20 protein-coding genes and 1 pseudogene are annotated in these 17,689 nt (G+C 66.2%); 11 read left to right on the top strand and 10 right to left on the bottom strand.

All coding sequences use genetic code 11. From position 1 onward, the window contains the following. From cynS to ACXJKJ_RS24520, 4 genes are read right to left on the bottom strand one after another with little or no spacing between them, the layout of a single operon-like run. Entirely contained in the window at positions 1–444 is a 444-nt protein-coding gene (gene cynS / locus ACXJKJ_RS24535; RefSeq protein ID WP_457323601.1) for a cyanase, read from the bottom strand. Beyond that, the gene (locus ACXJKJ_RS24530; protein WP_457393249.1) at positions 441–1,322 is read right to left on the bottom strand and encodes an ABC transporter ATP-binding protein; all 882 of its coding nucleotides are present in this window, start codon (positions 1,320–1,322) and stop codon (positions 441–443) included. The genes cynS and ACXJKJ_RS24530 overlap by 4 nt, the downstream gene beginning before the upstream one ends. Further along, positions 1,312–2,184: a nitrate ABC transporter permease gene (ntrB, locus tag ACXJKJ_RS24525; RefSeq protein WP_457393246.1), complete on the bottom strand. Its 873-nt coding sequence runs from the start codon at positions 2,182–2,184 to the stop codon at positions 1,312–1,314. Before ntrB ends, ACXJKJ_RS24530 begins: the two co-directional genes overlap by 11 nt. Continuing rightward, positions 2,181–3,563, bottom strand: a complete 1,383-nt coding sequence (locus ACXJKJ_RS24520) for a CmpA/NrtA family ABC transporter substrate-binding protein (RefSeq protein WP_457393244.1) — start codon at positions 3,561–3,563, stop codon at positions 2,181–2,183. The genes ntrB and ACXJKJ_RS24520 overlap by 4 nt, the downstream gene beginning before the upstream one ends. Before the next feature lie 1,224 nt (positions 3,564–4,787). Between ACXJKJ_RS24520 and ACXJKJ_RS24515 the strand changes: the two genes are divergently transcribed. After that, positions 4,788–5,081, top strand: a complete 294-nt coding sequence (locus ACXJKJ_RS24515; protein ID WP_457393242.1) for a hypothetical protein — start codon at positions 4,788–4,790, stop codon at positions 5,079–5,081. Between the two features lie 299 nt (positions 5,082–5,380). On the opposite strand, the pseudogene ACXJKJ_RS24510 reads toward ACXJKJ_RS24515, so the two are convergent. Beyond that, a pseudogene (locus ACXJKJ_RS24510) lies at positions 5,381–5,617 on the bottom strand (IS110 family transposase); the annotation flags it as partial. Between the two features lie 114 nt (positions 5,618–5,731). On the opposite strand from ACXJKJ_RS24510, the gene ACXJKJ_RS24505 reads away from it, so the two are divergent. Beyond that, a complete protein-coding gene (locus ACXJKJ_RS24505) occupies positions 5,732–6,346 on the top strand; it encodes a YitT family protein (RefSeq protein WP_056197583.1) in 615 nt (204 codons plus the stop codon). Positions 6,347–6,379: 33 nt separating this feature from the next. Then, on the top strand, positions 6,380–6,505 hold the full coding sequence (locus tag ACXJKJ_RS24500; protein ID WP_457326320.1) for a hypothetical protein: 126 nt from the start codon (positions 6,380–6,382) through the stop codon (positions 6,503–6,505). Between the two features lie 13 nt (positions 6,506–6,518). On the opposite strand, the gene ACXJKJ_RS24495 is transcribed toward ACXJKJ_RS24500, so the two are convergent. Continuing rightward, positions 6,519–6,812, bottom strand: coding sequence for a hypothetical protein (locus tag ACXJKJ_RS24495; protein WP_457393239.1), 294 nt, complete (start codon positions 6,810–6,812; stop codon positions 6,519–6,521). Positions 6,813–7,085: 273 nt separating this feature from the next. Between ACXJKJ_RS24495 and ACXJKJ_RS24490 the strand changes: the two genes are divergently transcribed. After that, positions 7,086–8,291 carry a vanadium-dependent haloperoxidase gene (locus ACXJKJ_RS24490; RefSeq protein ID WP_457393237.1) on the top strand — a complete coding sequence of 402 codons (1,206 nt, stop codon included), beginning with the start codon at positions 7,086–7,088 and terminating at the stop codon, positions 8,289–8,291. A 71-nt stretch (positions 8,292–8,362) separates the two neighbouring features. Here the strand turns inward: ACXJKJ_RS24490 and ACXJKJ_RS24485 are convergent, their stop codons facing one another. The 3 genes from ACXJKJ_RS24485 to ACXJKJ_RS24475 form a co-directional block, all read right to left on the bottom strand. Next, positions 8,363–9,157, bottom strand: a complete 795-nt coding sequence (locus ACXJKJ_RS24485) for a hypothetical protein (RefSeq protein ID WP_457393235.1) — start codon at positions 9,155–9,157, stop codon at positions 8,363–8,365. A 95-nt stretch (positions 9,158–9,252) separates the two neighbouring features. After that, positions 9,253–9,912: a response regulator gene (locus tag ACXJKJ_RS24480; RefSeq protein WP_457393232.1), complete on the bottom strand. Its 660-nt coding sequence runs from the start codon at positions 9,910–9,912 to the stop codon at positions 9,253–9,255. Positions 9,913–10,117: 205 nt separating this feature from the next. Beyond that, entirely contained in the window at positions 10,118–11,248 is a 1,131-nt protein-coding gene (locus ACXJKJ_RS24475; RefSeq protein ID WP_457393229.1) for a PAS domain S-box protein, read from the bottom strand. A 128-nt stretch (positions 11,249–11,376) separates the two neighbouring features. Between ACXJKJ_RS24475 and ACXJKJ_RS24470 the strand changes: the two genes are divergently transcribed. The 7 genes from ACXJKJ_RS24470 (at position 11,377) to ACXJKJ_RS24440 (ending at position 16,645) form a co-directional block, all read left to right on the top strand. After that, positions 11,377–12,387 carry a sulfate ABC transporter substrate-binding protein gene (locus ACXJKJ_RS24470; protein ID WP_457393226.1) on the top strand — a complete coding sequence of 337 codons (1,011 nt, stop codon included), beginning with the start codon at positions 11,377–11,379 and terminating at the stop codon, positions 12,385–12,387. A 71-nt stretch (positions 12,388–12,458) separates the two neighbouring features. Further along, a complete protein-coding gene (cysT, locus tag ACXJKJ_RS24465; protein ID WP_457393275.1) occupies positions 12,459–13,268 on the top strand; it encodes a sulfate ABC transporter permease subunit CysT in 810 nt (269 codons plus the stop codon). Positions 13,269–13,344: 76 nt separating this feature from the next. Next, positions 13,345–14,229, top strand: a complete 885-nt coding sequence (gene cysW / locus ACXJKJ_RS24460; protein WP_457393223.1) for a sulfate ABC transporter permease subunit CysW — start codon at positions 13,345–13,347, stop codon at positions 14,227–14,229. After that, the gene (locus ACXJKJ_RS24455) at positions 14,229–15,287 is read left to right on the top strand and encodes a sulfate/molybdate ABC transporter ATP-binding protein (protein ID WP_056199536.1); all 1,059 of its coding nucleotides are present in this window, start codon (positions 14,229–14,231) and stop codon (positions 15,285–15,287) included. The genes cysW and ACXJKJ_RS24455 overlap by 1 nt, the downstream gene beginning before the upstream one ends. Positions 15,288–15,392: 105 nt before the next feature. Then, positions 15,393–15,719 carry a hypothetical protein gene (locus tag ACXJKJ_RS24450; protein ID WP_056197602.1) on the top strand — a complete coding sequence of 109 codons (327 nt, stop codon included), beginning with the start codon at positions 15,393–15,395 and terminating at the stop codon, positions 15,717–15,719. A gap of 116 nt (positions 15,720–15,835) precedes the next feature. Beyond that, positions 15,836–16,054 (top strand): TOBE domain-containing protein, encoded by a 219-nt coding sequence (locus ACXJKJ_RS24445; RefSeq protein ID WP_056197604.1) that lies wholly within the window; start codon positions 15,836–15,838, stop codon positions 16,052–16,054. A gap of 3 nt (positions 16,055–16,057) precedes the next feature. After that, positions 16,058–16,645 carry an RBBP9/YdeN family alpha/beta hydrolase gene (locus tag ACXJKJ_RS24440; RefSeq protein ID WP_457393220.1) on the top strand — a complete coding sequence of 196 codons (588 nt, stop codon included), beginning with the start codon at positions 16,058–16,060 and terminating at the stop codon, positions 16,643–16,645. Between the two features lie 24 nt (positions 16,646–16,669). Here the strand turns inward: ACXJKJ_RS24440 and ACXJKJ_RS24435 are convergent. Then, positions 16,670–17,689 (bottom strand): OmpA family protein (locus tag ACXJKJ_RS24435; RefSeq protein ID WP_457393218.1); only part of this gene is annotated, 1,020 nt, incomplete at its 5' end.

The raw sequence follows: 17,689 nt of genomic DNA, 5'->3' as shown, positions 1-17,689 counted from the left end.
TCAGTAGGTTTTGTAGCCAAGGAACTTGCCGCTCATGACGATGTTGACGCGGTCGCCGGCCGCGTTCGGCTCGCGCTGCAAGTCCATCTTGAAGTCGATGGCGCTCATGATGCCGTCGCCGAACTCCTCGTGGATCAGCTCCTTGAAGGTCGTGCCGTAGACGCTGATCAGCTCGTAGAAGCGGTAGATCAGCGGGTCGGTGGGCACGCTGGTCGGCAGGCTCCCCTTGTAGGGCACGACCTTGAGCCACTGCGTCTCACACTCGGTCAGGTCGAAGACCTTGGCCAGCTTGGCCGCCTGCTCTTCGTTGAAGGTCATCTGGCCCAGGCAGCCGGCGGTGACCCACTCCTTGCTGAGGCCGAGCTCAGTGGCCACGTCGGCCCACTTGATGCCTTTGGCAACCTTGGTGGCGATGATTTTTTCGGTGACTTCGAGGCGGCTCATGCTTGGCTCCTGAGGGTGGTGAGTAAGGGGTCTAGGGGAATGACTTCAGCGATCTGCGCAAGACCCGGCCGCACCTCAGGCGGGTGCTCGGGCGCCCGGCCGTGCGACAGCGTGGCGCTGCGCTCGACGAGGAAGTCGACGAGGTGATTGCGGATGCGATAGAACTGCGGGTCGTGGTGCAGCGAGGCGCGTTGGCGGTCACGGCTCATCGTGTTGACGACGATCTCCGCCACGCGCGCCTGCGGGCCGTTGGCCATCAGCAGGATGCGGTCGGCCAGCAGGATGGCTTCGTCCACGTCGTGCGTGATCATGAAGACGGTCTGGCGCGTGGCGGCGCAGATCTTCAGCAACTCGTCCTGGATGGTGCCGCGCGTTAGCGCGTCGAGCGCGCCGAAGGGCTCGTCCAGCAGCAGCATGCGCGGCTCGATGGCGAAGGCGCGGGCGATGCCCACGCGCTGCTTCATACCGCCGGAGAGCTGGCTGGGCTTCTTGTCCAGCGCGGGCGTGAGACTAACGAGGGCGACGTATTTCTCGACCTGCGCATCGACCTCGGCGCGCTTCCAGCTCGGCCATTTGCTGCGCACCGCAAAGGCGATGTTCTGGCGCACCGTCAGCCACGGCATCAACGCATGGCCCTGGAACACGACGCCGCGCTCCAGCCCTGGCGCATTCACCTCTCGCTGGGCCATGAAGACATGGCCATTGCTGGCCTGCTCCAGCCCGGCCAGCACGTTGAGGATGGTCGTCTTGCCGCAGCCGCTATGGCCGATGATGCAGACGAACTCGCCCTCCGTCAGCGTGAAGTTGACGTTATCGAAGACGGTCGCATCGCCATAGCGCTTGGCCAGGCCCTGGACTTGGACGAGTTCAATCGACATAGGTCACCGCCTTCTGCGCGCGGGCGAAGAGCAGGTCCAGCGCCATGCCGACGAGGCCGATGACGAGGATGGCGAAGATGACGTTGGGCAGGCTGAGGTTGTTCCACTCGTTCCAGACGAAGTAGCCAATGCCCGTGCCACCCACCAGCATCTCGGCCGCGACGATGACCAGCCAGGCAATGCCCATGCTGATGCGCATGCCCGTCAGGATGGTGGGCGCCGCCGCCGGCAGGATCACCTCGAAGGCGCGGCGCAGCGGTGTGACTTCCAACGTGCGCGCCACGTTCAGCCACTCACGCCGCACGCCGGCCACGCCGAAAGCCGTGTTGATCAGCATCGGCCACAGGCTGCAGATGAAGATCACGAAGATGCCGCTCGCGGCCGAGTCCTTGATCGTGTAGAGGGCCAGCGGCATCCAGGCCAGCGGCGAGATGGGCTTCAAAACCTGGATGAACGGGTCCAGCGCGCGGTGGATGAGCGGGCTCATGCCGATGACGAAGCCGAGCGGGATGGCGACCAGCGCCGCCAGCAGATAGCCCAGGCCCACGCGGCCCAGCGAGTAGGCGAGTTGCAGGCCTATGCCCTTGTCGTTGGGGCCGCGGTCGTAGAAGGGTTCGGCCAAGTGGTGCAGCACTGTGCGGCCCATCTGCGCGAGCGTCGGGAAGCCGCTCTTCGCCGCCACCGGCGTCGCGTCCACCGGCTTGCCCATCAGCTTGGCGTATTCGATCTGCTCGGGCGTCATCGCCGCTGCAGGTGCGGCGCTGGCGCCGCTGCCCAGCGTGGCCAGGTGCCACAGGCCGAGCAGGCAGATCAGCAGCAGCAGTGACAGCAGGCCGGCGCGGAAGGCGAGAGACGGCTTCATGTGCGTTTGATCGCGAAGCTGTTCACGTAGGCGTCTGGCTTGGCGGGATCGAACTCCTTGCCCATCACCTTGAACTTCGGATAGCCGCCCGTCTTGTCCTCGGGCACGGCCTGGTCGAGCGCCTTCATCTGCTTGCGCGCGTCGGTCAGCAGGAAGACCTTCTCGGCGATCTGCTTGTAGTTCACATCGCCCTTGAGGTAGCCCCAGCGCTTCATCTGCGTCAGCATCCACACGGCCATGCTCTGCCAAGGCATCGGGTCGAAATCGGCACGGTCCGGCACGACCTTCACATTGCCCAGCCCGTCGGCGAACTTGCCCGTCAGCACCTGGGCGATGACGGTCTCCGGCTGATTGAGATACGCCTGCGGCGCGATGACCTTGGCGATCAGCTCGCGGTTCTTGGCTTCGCGGGCCATGGCCGCGGCGGTCAGCACCGCGCGGTACAGCGCGATGAAGGTGTTGGGGTTCTTCTGGATGAACTCAGTGCTGGTGCCGAAGGCGCAGCAGGGGTGGCCGTTCCATAGCTCCTTGGTGAGCAGGTGGATGAAGCCCACCTCCTCGTACACGGCGCGCTGGTTGAACGGGTCCGGGCCCAGGAAGCCGTCGATGTTGCCGGCGCGCAGGTTGGCCACCATCTCGGGCGGCGGCACCACGCGGATCTGGATGTCGCGGTCCGGGTCCAGCCCAGCTTCCGCCACGTAGTAGCGCAGCAGGAAGTTGTGCATCGAATACTCGAAGGGCACGGCGAACTTGAAGCCCTTCCAGCTCGCCGGGTCCCGCTTGTCCTTGTGCTTGACGCTGAGCGTGATGGCCTGGCCGTTGGTGTTCTGGATGGTCGCCACGTTCATCGCCGTGGCCGGCGCGCCCAGGCCCAGGCTGATCGCCAGCGGCATCGGCGACAGGAAGTGCGTGGCGTCGTACTCCTTGTTGATCATCTTGTCGCGGATCAACGCCCAGCCCGCCGTCTTCACGACCTCCACGTTGAGCCCCTGCTTGGCATAGAAGCCGAGCGGGTGCGCCATGATCAGCGGCGTGGCACAGGTGATGGGGATGAAGCCGATCTTCAGGTCCTTCTTCTCCAGCGCCCCTTGACCGCCCTGCGCCATGGCCTGCAACGAGGCGATCGGCAGCACGCTGCCGATGGCGGCCATTGCGGTGTTGCGGCCGACAGCCCTCAGGAAGCGGCGGCGCAGCGCGTCCTGCGGGAACAGCGCCTTCACGATCGTGGCTTCGACGAAGCTGGCGGACTCGGCCTCGAAGTCGGCCGTTTTGCTGCGTGCGCGCAGTTCGGCAGCAGCATGGTCAGCAGCGCTGGCGTGCTGGCCGCAGGCGCAATGCATCAGCAAAGGCCGGTCGGCGTCGTAGGGATCGTGGGTCATCGAGTGCTCCTCAGGATGGGAGCGACTCTAGGAACCAGCGCGTCGTCGCGGAATCGTGGGGGGCGGCGAGTTTTTGTAGGGCTGGAACTACCAGGGAAAACCTGGGTCTGCAGCGGTTGGCGGCGGCGGGGCGAGAGCCAGCGCCGCTGGCATCATCAGGCGTCAACGCACGGCAGAGAACTTGTAAGTGCGAGCCGCTTTTGCCGGAAATTTAATGCTGTATGGAATGCAGTGGAACGGGAGACTTTTTGTGTTGATTCAAGCACTTGCCTGCGCTGCAATGCGCCGATCTAGAGCGCAGCGCGCCTGCCTAGGCAGCGCCGCCTGTCTCCACAGAACACGTTGAACCTCAGATGTTTGACTTCTTGCGCCAGCGCAGGTTCGAGGATTCGGAAATTGGCCAGTTCACGCGAGTGCGAACCATGTGGTTTCCCGTGAAGACACAAGACTGTCTTTGCGTCAGCATGGAGGGAGGCAAGGAGCAGCCAAGCTCGGAGGTTGTTGAGGTTGCCCGCCGGCTTCTGCGGGAGCCCAACCACCTTGTTCAAGCAGCTGAATCCTTCGTCAGATCGCACGATGGCGCGCAGGAGTTCATCGCCGGGCACGGGGAACTAGTTTGCGACGGATTTACGGTGTACGAGTCGGGGAAGTTTTCGGTCGAGTTCTCTCTAACCGGCTGGGCCGATGCAATGATTACCGTGCCCTTCGAAGGATCTGAACCATGTGCCGTCTCCCTCGGGGACTGAGGTCCAACCTGTCACTGGAGCGGACCGCCTTCRGCGTCCGCTCACCTGCACGTTAGATGTCACTGTGCAATGAGTAGCGCCGCCGTCGTAGTCCTCGTGGTTCTTGGTCTCGCGTATGCCGCCTTCGCGGTCCCTGCGATGTTGCAGTTCTACTCGTACTGCGAGCTAGTAGCAGCGGCGACTGGGCGAACCGCTGAGCTCCACAGCTTGAAGGGTCAAGACGACGGAGGGAACAATGCATTTCAGCGAGAGCAGCTTCACAAGCTTCGAAATGGAGAGTTCACGCAGTTCGAGGACCCGACGCTAGTTGCGCGGGGTGCTGTAGTTGCCCGTAAGCTGAGTATTTCGTTCTGGGCAGCGGCAGGGCTTGTTCTCTCCGTTGTGGCAACTCACCTATGGACGCGGTGACGTCTAACTGGTCATTGGTGTGGGACGGCTCCGCCGCCCCACAACTCGCACGTTAAGCAAAGGAGTGCACTTGGATTCACTGCTAGCACCAATTGCAGGAGCCCTAAAGGAAAATCTCCTCGAATGGGAAGATCCTGATATAACAGCCTACAAGCTCGGTATCTGCCTTGGCCTTTTTCAGCCAGATGACGGTAGTTATGATCAATTTCGTGAGTACAAGGGTGTGCTCTGTACAGATAATGCAGCAAGTATGTTTCTGTATGAGACCATTGACAGACTTGTTGTGCTTGGACTGCTGGAAGCCGATAAAGAAAAATATAAGTATCGTTGGAATCCAGGCTCAGAGGATCGATTGCTTGCCTAACCGCGCTACAGGGACTTCCCGGTTAATCACGCCTTTGCTGTTTTCCCATCAAGACTTGCATTCGATTTGATGCAGCGCCACAGAGAACAGACTGCACATCATCTACAGGCGGCCTTGTTGCACTCGGGATTCGGTTTGGGCCCAGATACCAACCGCTCAGCAGGGCTCCATTCACTCGCCGCCGTCGCCACAATTGGCGCGGCACCCGGTTAGTCGAGCTTGCCTGCTGCCGGTCTGACCTGTGAATTGCATCTTCGAACGCACGTCTACCGGAAGAACTTGTTCGTCGGGGAATGCGTTCAGGCCTGCGCCAGGACCGGTATCGGCGGCACTTCGCCAGGCTTGACCGACACGTAATTCGGATCGAACTCTCGCCCTTTGGCGAGCAGCGCCCAGACGATGCGCGCGTTCTTGTTGGCCAGCGCCACCACCGCCTTTTGCCAGCCCACGCGGGCGAGCAACTGCACCAGCCACTGCGAGATCTTGTCGCTGCGTTTATGCGCGGTCATCACGGCCGACTTGGCGCCCTGGATCAGCTCGTGGGGTGAGCGTAGTGAACCCCAACACGATCAGCGCCTCCGCGTCTGTTGGGGTTCAGTACCCACACCCGGTGATTGCCGCGACGGCACGCTGTGTGCTTGTGTGACGGCATGGATCGAACTTCAACAGAACCGCCCGTTCACACCTGGCTTGACGACGGCCATGCACTAATAGCGGGCTCGTTGTTCGTCGCCTTGGGCCTCACCATGTTTGCACATGCCGGCCTGCTGACGGGAGGGGTCGCGGGAGTTGCCTTCCTCGCCAGCTACACCAGCGGCCTCAGTCTGGCGCTGTGCTTCTTCGCCTTCAGCCTGCCGTTCTTCCTGCTGTCCTGGCAGCGCCTCGGCAGAGAGTTCACGCTCAAAAGCCTCCTTGCCGTCTCGCTGGTTTCCGCCTGTACGGCGTTGGCACCCAGGGTGGTCCGCTTCGAGTTCCTGAACCCTTGGGTGGCCGCGGTACTTGGTGGCTTTCTCGTCGGATTCGGCCTCCTGGCCCTGCTTCGTCATCAGGCGAGCGTCGGCGGCGTCAATATCGTGGCGCAGTGGCTCCAGCAAACCAAGGGTCTGAGTGCAGGAAAGATTCAGATGTCGGTCGATGTCCTGGTCGTGCTTGCAGCGCTTTTCACCGTGCCGCCCGTTCGGGTTCTGCAGTCAGTCGTTGGCGCGGTGGCCATCGGCGCCATCCTCACACTGAACCACAAACCCGGCAGGTATCTGGGCGTGTAGACAGAGCGCCATCCCCGGCTTCACCGTGTCGACGTGCCCGACCGGGAAGCCGCCCACCACTGGGCCGCCAAGATCGCCGCCGCCTGCCGCTGCGCGCAGGACATGCGCGAGTTCATGCCGCTGCCGCCGGAGGTGGCGGCCCGCCTGAGCAAGGCTTGAACGCGGGCGCCCCTCAGGGCGCCGCAATGCCGTCGATGCGGTCCAGCCGCACGAGGATGCGGCCGTGCTGCTGGTTGCGCAGTTCCACCCAGCGGCCCGGCTCGATGCGCGTCACGGCGCCCGAGATCGCCTGCCCGTTCACATAGAGCGTGATGCCGCGCTTGTCCTGCAGCGCTGCGTTGAGCGCCTGCTCGATGCCTTGCTCGGCATCCGCCGCATGGGCCAGGCCTGAACCGAAGGCGAAAGCGACAACGAGTGCGACCAGCACGCGGCGAGCGGAGGATGCGCGGAAAGGTTGTGAAGGCATGACGGTCTCCTGGAACCAAGGCATCGCACTGTGCCTGCCGCCTGTCGCGCAGCGGTTTCAGGCCGGACGGGCGTTTGTTTCGTTTGTTCATTCGCCTACGACGGCCGTTGACGACCGCAATGCCGGAGGGCCAGTGGCAATGCTGGACTGACGCTCGCATCCCCCGCGGCAATCCTCAACCGAGAGGACACCGAGCCATTGCGCCGCCTTCTAGGGGTTGCTGGGCCACCAGGGCGGGCGGAGCCTCGCAGCGTCGACTGCAAAGGAGCCGCGATGACATTTGCCGCTTGGAGATGCCTGCTGGCCGCCGTGCTGGCGACTGCCCTGCATTCGGCGCGAGCCGACGTTGTCACGGACTGGAACGTCACGGCGCTCGGCCTCACGGCGTCCAGCACGCCGCAAGTCGAGATGCGTGCCTTGGCCCTCACGCATGTCGCCATGTTCGACGCCGTCAACGCCATCACGCGCACGCACCAGGCCTACATGAGTCCCGCCCCCGCGGCACCGGCCGGCGCATCGGCCGAGGCGGCGGCGGCATCGGCGGCGCATGCGGTGCTGGCGTCGATCTACCCGCTGCAAAAGCCTGCACTCGACGCCGCATTGCAGGCCTCGCTTGCCAAGGTGCCCGATGGCGCCGGCAAGAGCGATGGCAGCGCGCTGGGCCGCCAGGTCGCCGAGCAATGCATCGCCATGCGCAGCAGCGACGGCTGGAACGCCCGCGTCGTCTACACGCCAGCCACCGCCCGAGGCAGTTGGCAGCCGGCGCCGCCCTCGATGGGCGGCTTTGCCTCGATCCACTGGGCCGAGGTCAAGCCCTTCTTCCTCAAATCAGCGGCGGAAGTGACGGCGCCCGGCCCGTTGGCGATTGACAGTGTGCAATACGCCAAGGAACTCGACGAGGTGAGGCGCCTGGGCGGGCGCAACTCCACCGAGCGAACTGCCGACCAGACGGCGGCGGCCATCTTCACGCTGATAAACGGCGGCCAGATGTGGAACGCCGCCGCGCGCGCCGCCGCCAGTGCCAAGGGCACGTCGACGCCGGAGAACGCCCGGATCTTCGCCATCATCAACATGGCCGCGCTCGACGCCGTGATCGCCAGCTGGGAGGTCAAGCGCAAGATGGGCACCTGGCGCCCGGTGACGGCCATCCGCGCCGCTTCGAGCAATGCGGACCCGACCTGGGAGCCGTTGATCAACACGCCGCCGCACCCGGACTACCTCTCCGGCCATTCGGCGACGTCAGGCGCCTGGTCCAGGTCGCTCCAACTGCTGTTCGGCAACGACGGCGTGCCCTTCAGCGCCACCTTCAACAACGCGCTGACGCGTCATTTCAGCAGCTTCTCCCAGGCGGCGACGGAGATCGAGAATGCCCGGATCTGGGCAGGCATTCACACCCGGACGGCTGATGAGCACGCCACGGCTCTCGGCCGGAAGGTCGCGGAACTGGCCGTGCAGCGAGGAATGCAGAAGCTGCCGTGAAGCGATCCCCGCGGCTTGAATGAGCGCGATGAGCGCGCACTCGCTTGAGGCGATCAGCACCGTGATCTGGATCAGCGACCCGCGCCCGCCGCACGCGTGATCTGCACCTGCACCTCGCCCACGCCGGCGAACACATGCCGCGACTGCTGGCCGATGCGGATGTCGTGCACGCCGGTGATCATGCCGGTCGAGATGACGTCGCCGGCGCGCAGGATCTCGCCCTGCTGGGCCCGCTTGTTCAGCGTGAAGGCCAGCGCGCCGAGAGGCCCTGGCTTGATGGCGACCTTGCCGGTGCCGACCGACTGGCCATCGATGAAGGTCTCCACATCGATGGTTTCCAGCTCGCGCCAGTTGGCAATCTCGGCACCGACGACGACGCCCCAGTTGTTGCCGAAGTCGGAGATGACTGCCCCCGGGCCGATGTCGTTCAGCGTCGCCAGCGGGCTGCTGGCGACTTCCACGCCGATGTGCATGGACTTGACGAGCGGGGCGACGGTGTCGGCCGTCCAGTCGGCCTTGCCTGCCGGCGCGTCGGCCGCGACGACGATGACGACTTCGGCCTCGACCGCCGCAAAGCCGCCTTCGAAGACCGGGCATTGCGCGGCAACACCTTGCGCCACGTGGTGGACGTTGGCGGCAAAGGCGGGCCCGATGAGACGCTCTTCAGGGAACTGCGCCGCGAACGCCGGGTTCACACGGGCGACCTTCCAGCCCTTGACCGCATCGGGCCAGCGTGCGATGGCGGCGGCCTGGATGGCATAGGCCTCGGCCAGCGTCGCGGGCGGCGTGCCGGGGTAGGCTTCGATCGCAAGGCCGGCGGCGCGGGCGGCGGTGAAGGCTTCGGCGATTTGCTGGGTGGCGCTCATGAAGTTCTCTCTGTGCGCCGACCGGCGCGGTGATGCATGCGGTCGGCAATGTACCGCGCAAAACGAAACACGGTTTCACTTCTCGGGAAGCGGTCCTATTCCGCCTGCTCCATGCGCACCGCGAACAGCGCCAGCTCGACATCGTTGCGCACGCCGATCTTCTCCAGCACCCGGGCGCGGTAGGTGGACACGGTATTGGGCGAGAGCACCAGCTGTTCGGCGATCTCGCCCACGCTGCGGCCGGCCGCCAGCAGCTTGAAGACCTGGTATTCGCGGTGCGACAGCAGTTCGTGCAGCGGCTGCGTGTCGTCCGCCTGCCGGCCTCCGCCCGGCCCGCCCGCGCCGATGGCGCCGGCCAGCTGCTCGGCCACGCTGGGCGTGATGAAGAGCTTGCCGCGGGCGACGCTGCGCACCGCGTCGATCATCTGTTCGCTGTCCGCGCTCTTGTTCAGGTAGCCGGCCGCGCCAAGCTTCAAGCTGCGCACGGCGTATTGGCGGTCGGGATAGGTGGACAGCATCAGCACCGGCAGCTTCGGGAACTCGGACTTCAGCGCCTTCAGGATGTCCAGGCCGTCGCGCTGAGGCATGGCGATATCCAGCAGCACGACGTCGACCCCACCGACGCGCACTCGCTGGATGGCGTCCGGGCCGTTGGCAGCCTCACCGACCACTTGCACATCCTCGGCTTCAGCCAGCACCTGCTTGATGCCTTGGCGGACGATCAGGTGGTCGTCGCAGATCAACACACGGATCATTTGTCCTCCACGGGCCGAGCGCCGGGCCGCTCCCAAGYCGGCCCGTCCGGGCGATGTGCTTGCCGGTCAATCCGGCAAGCATCGCCGTCCCCCCGGGGGCTGAGGCCGGACATAACGCGCCCAGTGGGCGCGTTGTGCCTGCCGAAGCGCTGCGGCCACTGGCCGCAGCGCGGTCCCGGCCAAGGTATTCCTTGGACGAGGGGCTTCATGCTTGCTCCAACGGCATGACGAGCCTGACGGTGGTGCCCCGCCCTGGAAAACTCTCGATGCCCACTCGCCCGCCAAAATGTCCCGCCCGCTCGCGCATGCCCAGCACGCCGTAGCTGCGCGCATCGTTGAGCGCCTCGGGCGCGGCGCCCACGCCATCGTCGCGCACCTGCAGGTAGAGCACCGGCCCCGGCGGCGCGTCCACGTCGAGGCGGATGGCCACGTGCCGCGCCCGCGCGTGCCGGGCGATGTTGGACAGCACCTCCTGGAAGATGCGGAACACCGCGATGGCCAGGCCCCCTTCCGGCGGCACCACGTCGGCGGCCACGTGCATCTTGAAGTCGACCTGGCGCTCGTCGCTGCCGGTCAGTTCAAACTCCTGGGCCTGCCACTCCAGCGCCGCCCACAGGCCCTGGTGGTCCAGGATGCTGGGGCGCAGGTCCGTGATGATGCGGCCGACCGAGTCGACCGCCGTGTCCACCAGGCTGCCCATGCGCTGGCACTTGTCCACCATAGGCTCGCGCTGCGCCGCATCGCCGACGCGGCGGGCCAGCCAGTCCAGGTCCATCTTCAGCGCGACGAGCAGCGAGCCGAGTTCGTCATGGATCTCGCGGGCGATGCGCTTGCGCTCGGTCTCGCGCACGGCCTCCAGGTGGTGGGCCAGCTCGCGCAGCTCGGCGGTGCGCCCAGCCACGCGCTGCTCCAACTCGTCGTGGCTGGCGCGCAGCAGCGCCTCGGCCTGGCGGCGCGCCGAGATGTCAACGAAGGTGACGACGGCGCCCTGCACCTCCCCGGCCTCGATGACGGGATAGCTCGAATATTCGGCGGGGAAAGCGCTGCCGTCGGCCCGCCACAGCACCTCGTCGTCAATGCGGCAGGGCTCGCCACGGCGAAAGGCGTTGAAGATGGGGCAGTCGCACTCCGGATAGTGGGCACCACTTTCTCGCGAGTGGTGGATCAGCTCATGCATGTTGCGGCCCAGCACCTGTTCCGTGCGCCAGCCCAGGGCCTCGCAGGCGGCACGGTTGACGAAGGTGCAGCAGCCGGCCATGTCGATGCCGAAGATGCCTTCACCCGTGCTTTCCAGCAGCAGCGAGGCGGTCGAGGGGTGGTCAAGGGCAAACGGCATGCTCATGAGATTAGCAAGCAGCGCGCCACTCAATGCCTTGGAACGAATAAGGAAATAAGAAAACTGTCCTTCCGCGAATAAGAGACTTTGGGCACCCTCTCGGCTTTCGTTCACCCGACGGCCCAGTCATGCCCCCTTTCCTGCCCACCCGCCGTGCCCTGGTCGCGCTGATGGCCGCCACGGCCGCCCTGCCCGCCCTGGCCTCGGACGCGACGCTGCTCAATGTCTCCTACGACGTCGCTCGCGAGCTCTACAAGCAGATCAACCCGGCCTTCGTTGCCGCGCAGAAGGCCAAGGGCCAGGCCGTGACCGTCAACCAGAGCCACGGCGGCTCCAGCAAGCAGATCGGTGCCGTCATCGGCGGCCTGGAGGCCGACGTCGTCACGATGAACCAGGCCACTGACGTCGACCAGCTCGCCAGCGCCGGCCTGACGCCGGCCGACTGGCGCAGCCGCTTCCCGAACAACGCGGCGCCCTATTCGTCGACCATGACCTTCCTCGTGCGCAAGGGCAACCCCAAGGGCATCAAGGACTGGAGCGACCTGGCCCGCCCTGGCGTGCAGGTCATCATCCCCAACCCCAAGGTCACCGGCAACGGCCGCTACAGCTATCTGGCCATCTGGGGCAGCGTCATCGCCACCGGCGGCAGCGAGGCCCAGGCCAAGGAGCTGGTGACCAAGGTGCTGACCAACGTGCCGGTACTGGACGGTGGCGGCCGCGGCGCAACGACGACCTTCACGCAGCGCGGCATCGGTGACGTGCTCGTCACCTTCGAGGCCGAGGTCGAACTGATCGAGAACGAGTTCGGCAAGGGCCAGTTCGAGCAGGTCAACCCCAGCATCTCCATCGAGACCGACGCGCCGGTGGCCATCGTCGACAAGGTCGCGGCCAAGAAAGGCAGCGCGGCACTGGCCAAGGCCTACCTCGATTTCCACTGGAGCCCGGAAGGCCAGGAAATCATCGCCAAGAACAACTTCCGTCCGCGCGACCCGGCCATCTTCAAGAAGCACGCACAACGCTTCGCCAACATCAAGCTCTTCACGGTGGACCAGACGCTGGGCGGCTGGGCGAAGGTCAGCAAGCAGCATTTCGCCGACGGCGGCAGCTTCGACCAGGTGATGGCGGGGATCAAGCGTTGAACGCAGCGACTCCCACGGCCGACCTTGCGCGGGCCGGCCGGCCTGCCCGCGCGTCTTTCACGCGCCGCCGCGTGCTGCCCGGCTTCGCGCCGACGCTGGGCTTCACGCTGTTCTATCTGTCGCTGATCGTGCTGGTGCCGCTGGCAGCGGTCTTCCTGAAGTCCTCGGGCCACGGCTTCGACGCCTTCTGGGCCGCCGCCACCGCGCCCCGCGTGATGGCCTCCTACCGCCTGAGCTTCGGCGCGTCCCTGATCGCCGCCTTCATCAACCTCTTCTTCGGTCTCATCCTGGCCTGGTGCATCGTCCGCTACGAGTTCCCGGGCAAGAAGCTGGTCGACGCCCTCATCGACCTGCCCTTCGCCCTGCCCACGGCCGTCGCCGGCATCGCCTTGACGGCGCTGTACGCACCCAACGGCTGGGTCGGCGCCCTCTTCGCCAAGTACGACATCAAGATCGCCTTCACGCCGCTGGGCATCCTGCTGGCGCTGATCTTCATCGGCCTGCCCTTCATCGTGCGCACGGTGCAGCCGGTGCTGGAGGACATGGAGACCGAGTTGGAAGAAGCCGCGGCATCACTCGGCGCCCAGCGCTGGACGACCTTCCGCTATGTCGTGTTACCCACGCTGCTGCCCGCCTTGCTGACCGGCTTCGCGCTGGCCTTTGCGCGCGCCGTCGGCGAGTACGGCTCGGTCATCTTCATCGCCGGCAACATCCCCATGGTCAGCGAGATCACGCCGCTGATGATCATTGCCAAGCTGGAGCAGTACGACTACGTGGGCGCCACGGCGATCGCGGCCGTCATGCTGATCGTCAGCTTTGTGCTGCTGCTGGCCATCAACGGCCTGCAGGCCTGGAGTTCGCGCCGGGGGACGAGGAAATGATGAGCCCCCACGTTCACTTCGTTCACTGCCCCCCGAGGGGGCGCGCCTCCCTTGGGGCGGCCCGGCGGGAGGCGAGATGAGCACGGCTTTGCACCTTGCGCCACCGCGCGCCCGCGCCAAGTATCAGGACAACCCGGCCACGCGCGAATCGCCCGCGGTGCGATTCACGCTGCTGGCGCTGGGCCTGACCTTCTTCGCCGTCTTCCTGCTGCTGCCGCTGGTCGCCGTCTTCACCGAGGCGCTGCGCAAGGGCTGGGAGGTGTACTTCGCGTCCATCGCCGAAGAGGAAACCTTCTCCGCCATCAAACTGACGCTGATCGCCACGGCCATCGCGGTGCCGTTGAACCTGGTGTTCGGCCTGAGCGCGTCGTGGCTGATCGCCAAGCATGAGTTCCACGGCAAGCAGCTGCTGATCACGTTGATCGACCTGCCCTTCTCGGTCTCACCCGTCGTGGCCGGCCTGATGTATGTGCTGATCTTCGGCGCCCAGGGCTGGTTCGGCCCCTGGCTGCAGGCTCACGACGTGAAGATCATCTTCGCCGTGCCTGGCATCGTGCTGGCGACCGTCTTCGTGACCTTCCCCTTTGTCGCCCGCGAGCTGATCCCGCTGATGCAGGCGCAAGGGCGCGACGAGGAAGAGGCGGCCACTGTGCTCGGCGCCAGCGGCTGGCAGACCTTCCGCCGCGTCACGCTGCCCAACATCAAGTGGGGCCTGCTGTACGGCGTCATCCTGTGCAATGCACGCGCCATGGGCGAGTTCGGCGCGGTGTCGGTCGTCTCTGGCCACATTCGCGGCCTGACCAACACGCTGCCTTTGCACGTCGAGATCCTCTACAACGAATACCAGTTCGCGGCCGCCTTCGCCGTGGCCTCGCTGCTGGCGCTGCTGGCGCTGGTGACGCTGGTGATCAAGCAATTCATCGAGTGGCGCGCCAGCCAGTCGTCGCACGGGAGCGAATGATGGGTATCCAGGTTCAGAACATCCACAAGAGCTTCGGCAACTTCACCGCCTTGGGTGACGTGTCGCTGGAATTCCCGACCGGCGAGCTGGTGGCTCTTCTTGGCCCTTCGGGCTGCGGCAAGACGACGCTGCTGCGCATCATTGCCGGCCTGGAGCAGGCCGACCGCGGGCGCGTGCTGCTGGACGGCCAGGACGCCTCGGACACGCATGTGCGCGAGCGCCAGGTCGGCTTCGTGTTCCAGCATTACGCGCTGTTCCGCCACATGACGGTGTTCGACAACGTCGCCTTCGGCCTGCGCGTGAAGCCCAGGAAGCAGCGCCTGCCCGAGACCGAGATCAGGAAGCGCGTCACCGAGCTGCTCAAGCTCGTGCAGCTGGACTGGCTGGGCGACCGCTTTCCGCCCCAGCTCTCGGGCGGCCAGCGCCAACGCATCGCCTTGGCGCGTGCGCTGGCCGTCGAGCCGCGCGTGCTGCTGCTGGACGAGCCCTTCGGCGCGCTGGACGCCAAGGTGCGCAAGGAGCTGCGCCGCTGGCTGCGCCGCCTGCACGACGAGCTGCACATCACCAGCATCTTCGTCACGCACGACCAGGATGAAGCCCTGGAAGTCGCCGACCGCATCGTGCTGATGGACCACGGCCGCGTCGAGCAGGTTGGCACGCCGCAGGAGGTCTACGAGCGCCCAGCCACGCCCTTCGTTTACGGCTTCCTTGGTGCTGTCAACCGCTTCGTCGGCCACTCACGCGGCGGTGTGCTGCATATGGGCGAGCACCAGTTGCCGCACCAGGGCGCGCATGGTGACGGCGAAGTGCAGGCCTATGCGCGGCCGCACGAGCTGCAGATCCTGACCGACGAATCGGCGCACGGCTTGTCGGCCACCGTGGAGCGCGTGCTGTCCTTCGGCGCGAGCGCCCGCGTGGAGCTGATCGGCCCGGATGGCCAGCCGCTGGAGGCAGAGCTGACGCGCGAGGAGGCGGACACGTTGCGGCTGCAAGGCGGGCAGCGCGTGAAGCTGAGCGCGGCACGGTTGAGTCTGTTCGAGGCCGGCGCGGGCATCTAGGGGGGTCACCCCCGCCGGCTGTCCGCTTGCTGGTCGGGTTTGCGTCCGTCCAGGCAAGGGTCAGCGTCGACGAAGTCCGCCGGCGGGCCCTGCCAGGAGCCCGCCATGCCCATCCCCGCCCTGCAGCGCCGCCTGATCGGCCTCGCCGCCCTCGCCGTCCTCGGCGTCTACCACCTCACCCGGCCTGCTCACGCCTGTGGGCTTCCGCGCCCTGCATCGGCTGTCGTGCCCGAGTCCGCTGCCAGTGCCGCCAAACGCCGAAACGACACGGCGCTGCGGTTCGATCCGCCCGCAGCCGGGAAGCTGCGTCCGACCCGGGCCGATTACGAGGACTGCATCGATCACCCTTCACTCGACGGCCTGGTCACCGATTGCTCAGCGCTGCTGCCCGAAACGCCAGCCAAGCCCGCGCGCCCGGCCAAGGCCCGCTGAGCCGCGCCGCACCCGGCTGGCATATTCGGCCCGCGCATGCGCTGCTGCGCATTGCTTCCTTCCTTGATCGCAGGGCCCTGACCACACTGGGGGTTCCACTGTTCAAGGAACACCCAATGAGCATCACCGCCATCAACGTGCGCAACCAGTTCCGCGGCACGATCAAGGAAATCATCGAAGGCCCGGTCGTCTCCGAGGTCGACGTCCTCACCCGCAACGGCGACATCGTCACTTCGGTCATCACGACACGCTCGGTCAAGGACCTGGGCCTGGAGGTCGGCCGCGAGGTCGTCGCCCTGGTCAAGTCCACCGAAGTGTCGATCGCGACGCTGTAAGCCATGGCCTACCAGCCGCCGCGCGTTCTCATCATCCCGGGCCTGAACGACAGCGGCTCGGCGCATTGGCAAACCTGGCTGCAGGGGCAGTACCGCGACGCCCGCCGCGTCACGCAGCGCGACCCGAGCAAACCCGAGTTGGAGCGCTGGGCCGAGCGCATTCAGCGCACGCTGGAAGTGGCGGGTGAAGGGGAATGGCTGGCCGTGGCCCACAGCTTCGGCTGCCTGGCGCTGGCGCGCCACCTGGCTGACCACCCTGACTCCCCCATTCGCGAGGCCCTTTTCGTTGCCCCGGCCGAGCCTGACAAGTTCGGCATCGCCGAGTCGCTGCCCCACCATCGCCTGCCGCGCCGCTCGCGCCTGATCGCCAGCAGCACTGACCCGTGGATGAGCGCCGCCAGCGCCGCGCGTTGGGCGCACCGTTGGGGAGCGAGTTACAGCAATCTCGGCCCGGTCGGGCACATCAATGCCGAGGCCGGCTTCGGCCCCCTGCCGCTGGCCAAGAGCTGGATCGAAGCGGCCCGGGCGCGCGCCGCTGCCGAGCAGCGGCCGCGCCATGCCGAGTTCCGCGAGTGGGCCTTTGCCATCTGAAGTGGCGGCTCGACAGCCGAGAGTTCAACAGCCGTGGACGAGGAACTCGACCCGCCGGTCGAGCGCGTCGGACAGGTCGTCGCGGCCGTTGCCGATCAGCGCCTGCCTGGAGCCGACGCCGCTGCTGGCCAGTCGCGGCGTCAGCTTGGGTGCCACCCGCTTCAACTCGCCCGCGACCATCTCCGCGCGCATCAGCGAAATCCTTTCGTTCACCGGCTCGGCGCCGCTTGCGCTCGTGTGGCCGACCACGTCCAGGCAACTCGGCCGCGCCGCAGCACGGCGGCCGATCTCGCCCATCCACATCGCATAAGGCAACGCCGTGGTGCCCGGCGGCGACCAGATCGCCGCGGTGCCGGGCTTGAACAGCACCTTCACGCCCAGCCGCTTCTGGTCGAGCCCTTGCTCGACGATGTCGCCGAAGGCCTTGGCCGCCGCCGACCGCTGGCCGAGCCGCATCCGCGTGAGGTACAGCCCGGTGTGCACGCGCAACTGGTTGCCGCCGGGGCTGGCCAGCGCCGTCTCGAACAGCGTGGCGGCTTGCGCATAGCGCTTGGCGGCATAGGCCTCGCTGGCCTCAGCGATGGTCGCAGCCGTCACGATGCGGTCGATGTACAGCGGGTGGATGGCGTCGCCGGGCTTGGTGCCTTGACAGGTGCGCACATAGCCGGTGGTGGCATCGTCCGGCGCCCAAGCCGGTGAATCGGCGAACAGCGGCAACGGCGTCGTGTCTACGCCCTCGGGCAGCGCGAAGGCCAGGCCTTTGCTGACCAGCTTGCCGGTCTTCAGGTCCGCCAGGGCCAGGCAGATCCGGAAGGCTTCGCGCCTGCCCTCGCTCTTGCGCTCGGCATTCACGCCGGTGAAGGTCCCGGTCAGGATCAGCGGCCCGCGCACGACGTTGACCGGGTTGAACGGCTTGACGTTGTAGCGCGGGTACTGCTGGCCGATCAGCTTGACCAGTTGCGCGCCCAGCGTCTGCGTGGCATTCGATTGAAGCCCGGTCACACCGTCCACCAGAGGGTCGATCACCAGCTCCCGGGCCTCGGC

The sequence above is a fragment of the Roseateles sp. P5_E1 genome (assembly GCF_054049335.1).
Note: the sequence above shows the minus strand (reverse complement) of the source record. Positions and strands in the feature narration are given on the sequence as shown.

Excerpts from the sequence above, each read along its gene's own strand:
- ACXJKJ_RS24530 (WP_457393249.1), bottom strand. The coding sequence starts at position 1,322 with ATGTCGATTGAACTCGTCCAAGTCCAGGGCCTGGCCAAGCGCTATGGC.
- ACXJKJ_RS24470 (WP_457393226.1), top strand. The coding sequence starts at position 11,377 with ATGCCCCCTTTCCTGCCCACCCGCCGTGCCCTGGTCGCGCTGATGGCC.
- ACXJKJ_RS24520 (WP_457393244.1), bottom strand. The coding sequence starts at position 3,563 with ATGACCCACGATCCCTACGACGCCGACCGGCCTTTGCTGATGCATTGC.
- ACXJKJ_RS24485 (WP_457393235.1), bottom strand. The coding sequence starts at position 9,157 with ATGAGCGCCACCCAGCAAATCGCCGAAGCCTTCACCGCCGCCCGCGCC.
- ACXJKJ_RS24450 (WP_056197602.1), top strand. The coding sequence starts at position 15,393 with ATGCCCATCCCCGCCCTGCAGCGCCGCCTGATCGGCCTCGCCGCCCTC.
- ACXJKJ_RS24475 (WP_457393229.1), bottom strand. The coding sequence starts at position 11,248 with ATGCCGTTTGCCCTTGACCACCCCTCGACCGCCTCGCTGCTGCTGGAA.
- ntrB (WP_457393246.1), bottom strand. The coding sequence starts at position 2,184 with ATGAAGCCGTCTCTCGCCTTCCGCGCCGGCCTGCTGTCACTGCTGCTG.
- ACXJKJ_RS24490 (WP_457393237.1), top strand. The coding sequence starts at position 7,086 with ATGACATTTGCCGCTTGGAGATGCCTGCTGGCCGCCGTGCTGGCGACT.
- cynS (WP_457323601.1), bottom strand. The coding sequence starts at position 444 with ATGAGCCGCCTCGAAGTCACCGAAAAAATCATCGCCACCAAGGTTGCC.
- ACXJKJ_RS24495 (WP_457393239.1), bottom strand. The coding sequence starts at position 6,812 with ATGCCTTCACAACCTTTCCGCGCATCCTCCGCTCGCCGCGTGCTGGTC.
- ACXJKJ_RS24505 (WP_056197583.1), top strand. The coding sequence starts at position 5,732 with ATGGATCGAACTTCAACAGAACCGCCCGTTCACACCTGGCTTGACGAC.
- ACXJKJ_RS24480 (WP_457393232.1), bottom strand. The coding sequence starts at position 9,912 with ATGATCCGTGTGTTGATCTGCGACGACCACCTGATCGTCCGCCAAGGC.
- ACXJKJ_RS24445 (WP_056197604.1), top strand. The coding sequence starts at position 15,836 with ATGAGCATCACCGCCATCAACGTGCGCAACCAGTTCCGCGGCACGATC.
- ACXJKJ_RS24440 (WP_457393220.1), top strand. The coding sequence starts at position 16,058 with ATGGCCTACCAGCCGCCGCGCGTTCTCATCATCCCGGGCCTGAACGAC.
- ACXJKJ_RS24455 (WP_056199536.1), top strand. The coding sequence starts at position 14,229 with ATGGGTATCCAGGTTCAGAACATCCACAAGAGCTTCGGCAACTTCACC.
- cysW (WP_457393223.1), top strand. The coding sequence starts at position 13,345 with ATGAGCACGGCTTTGCACCTTGCGCCACCGCGCGCCCGCGCCAAGTAT.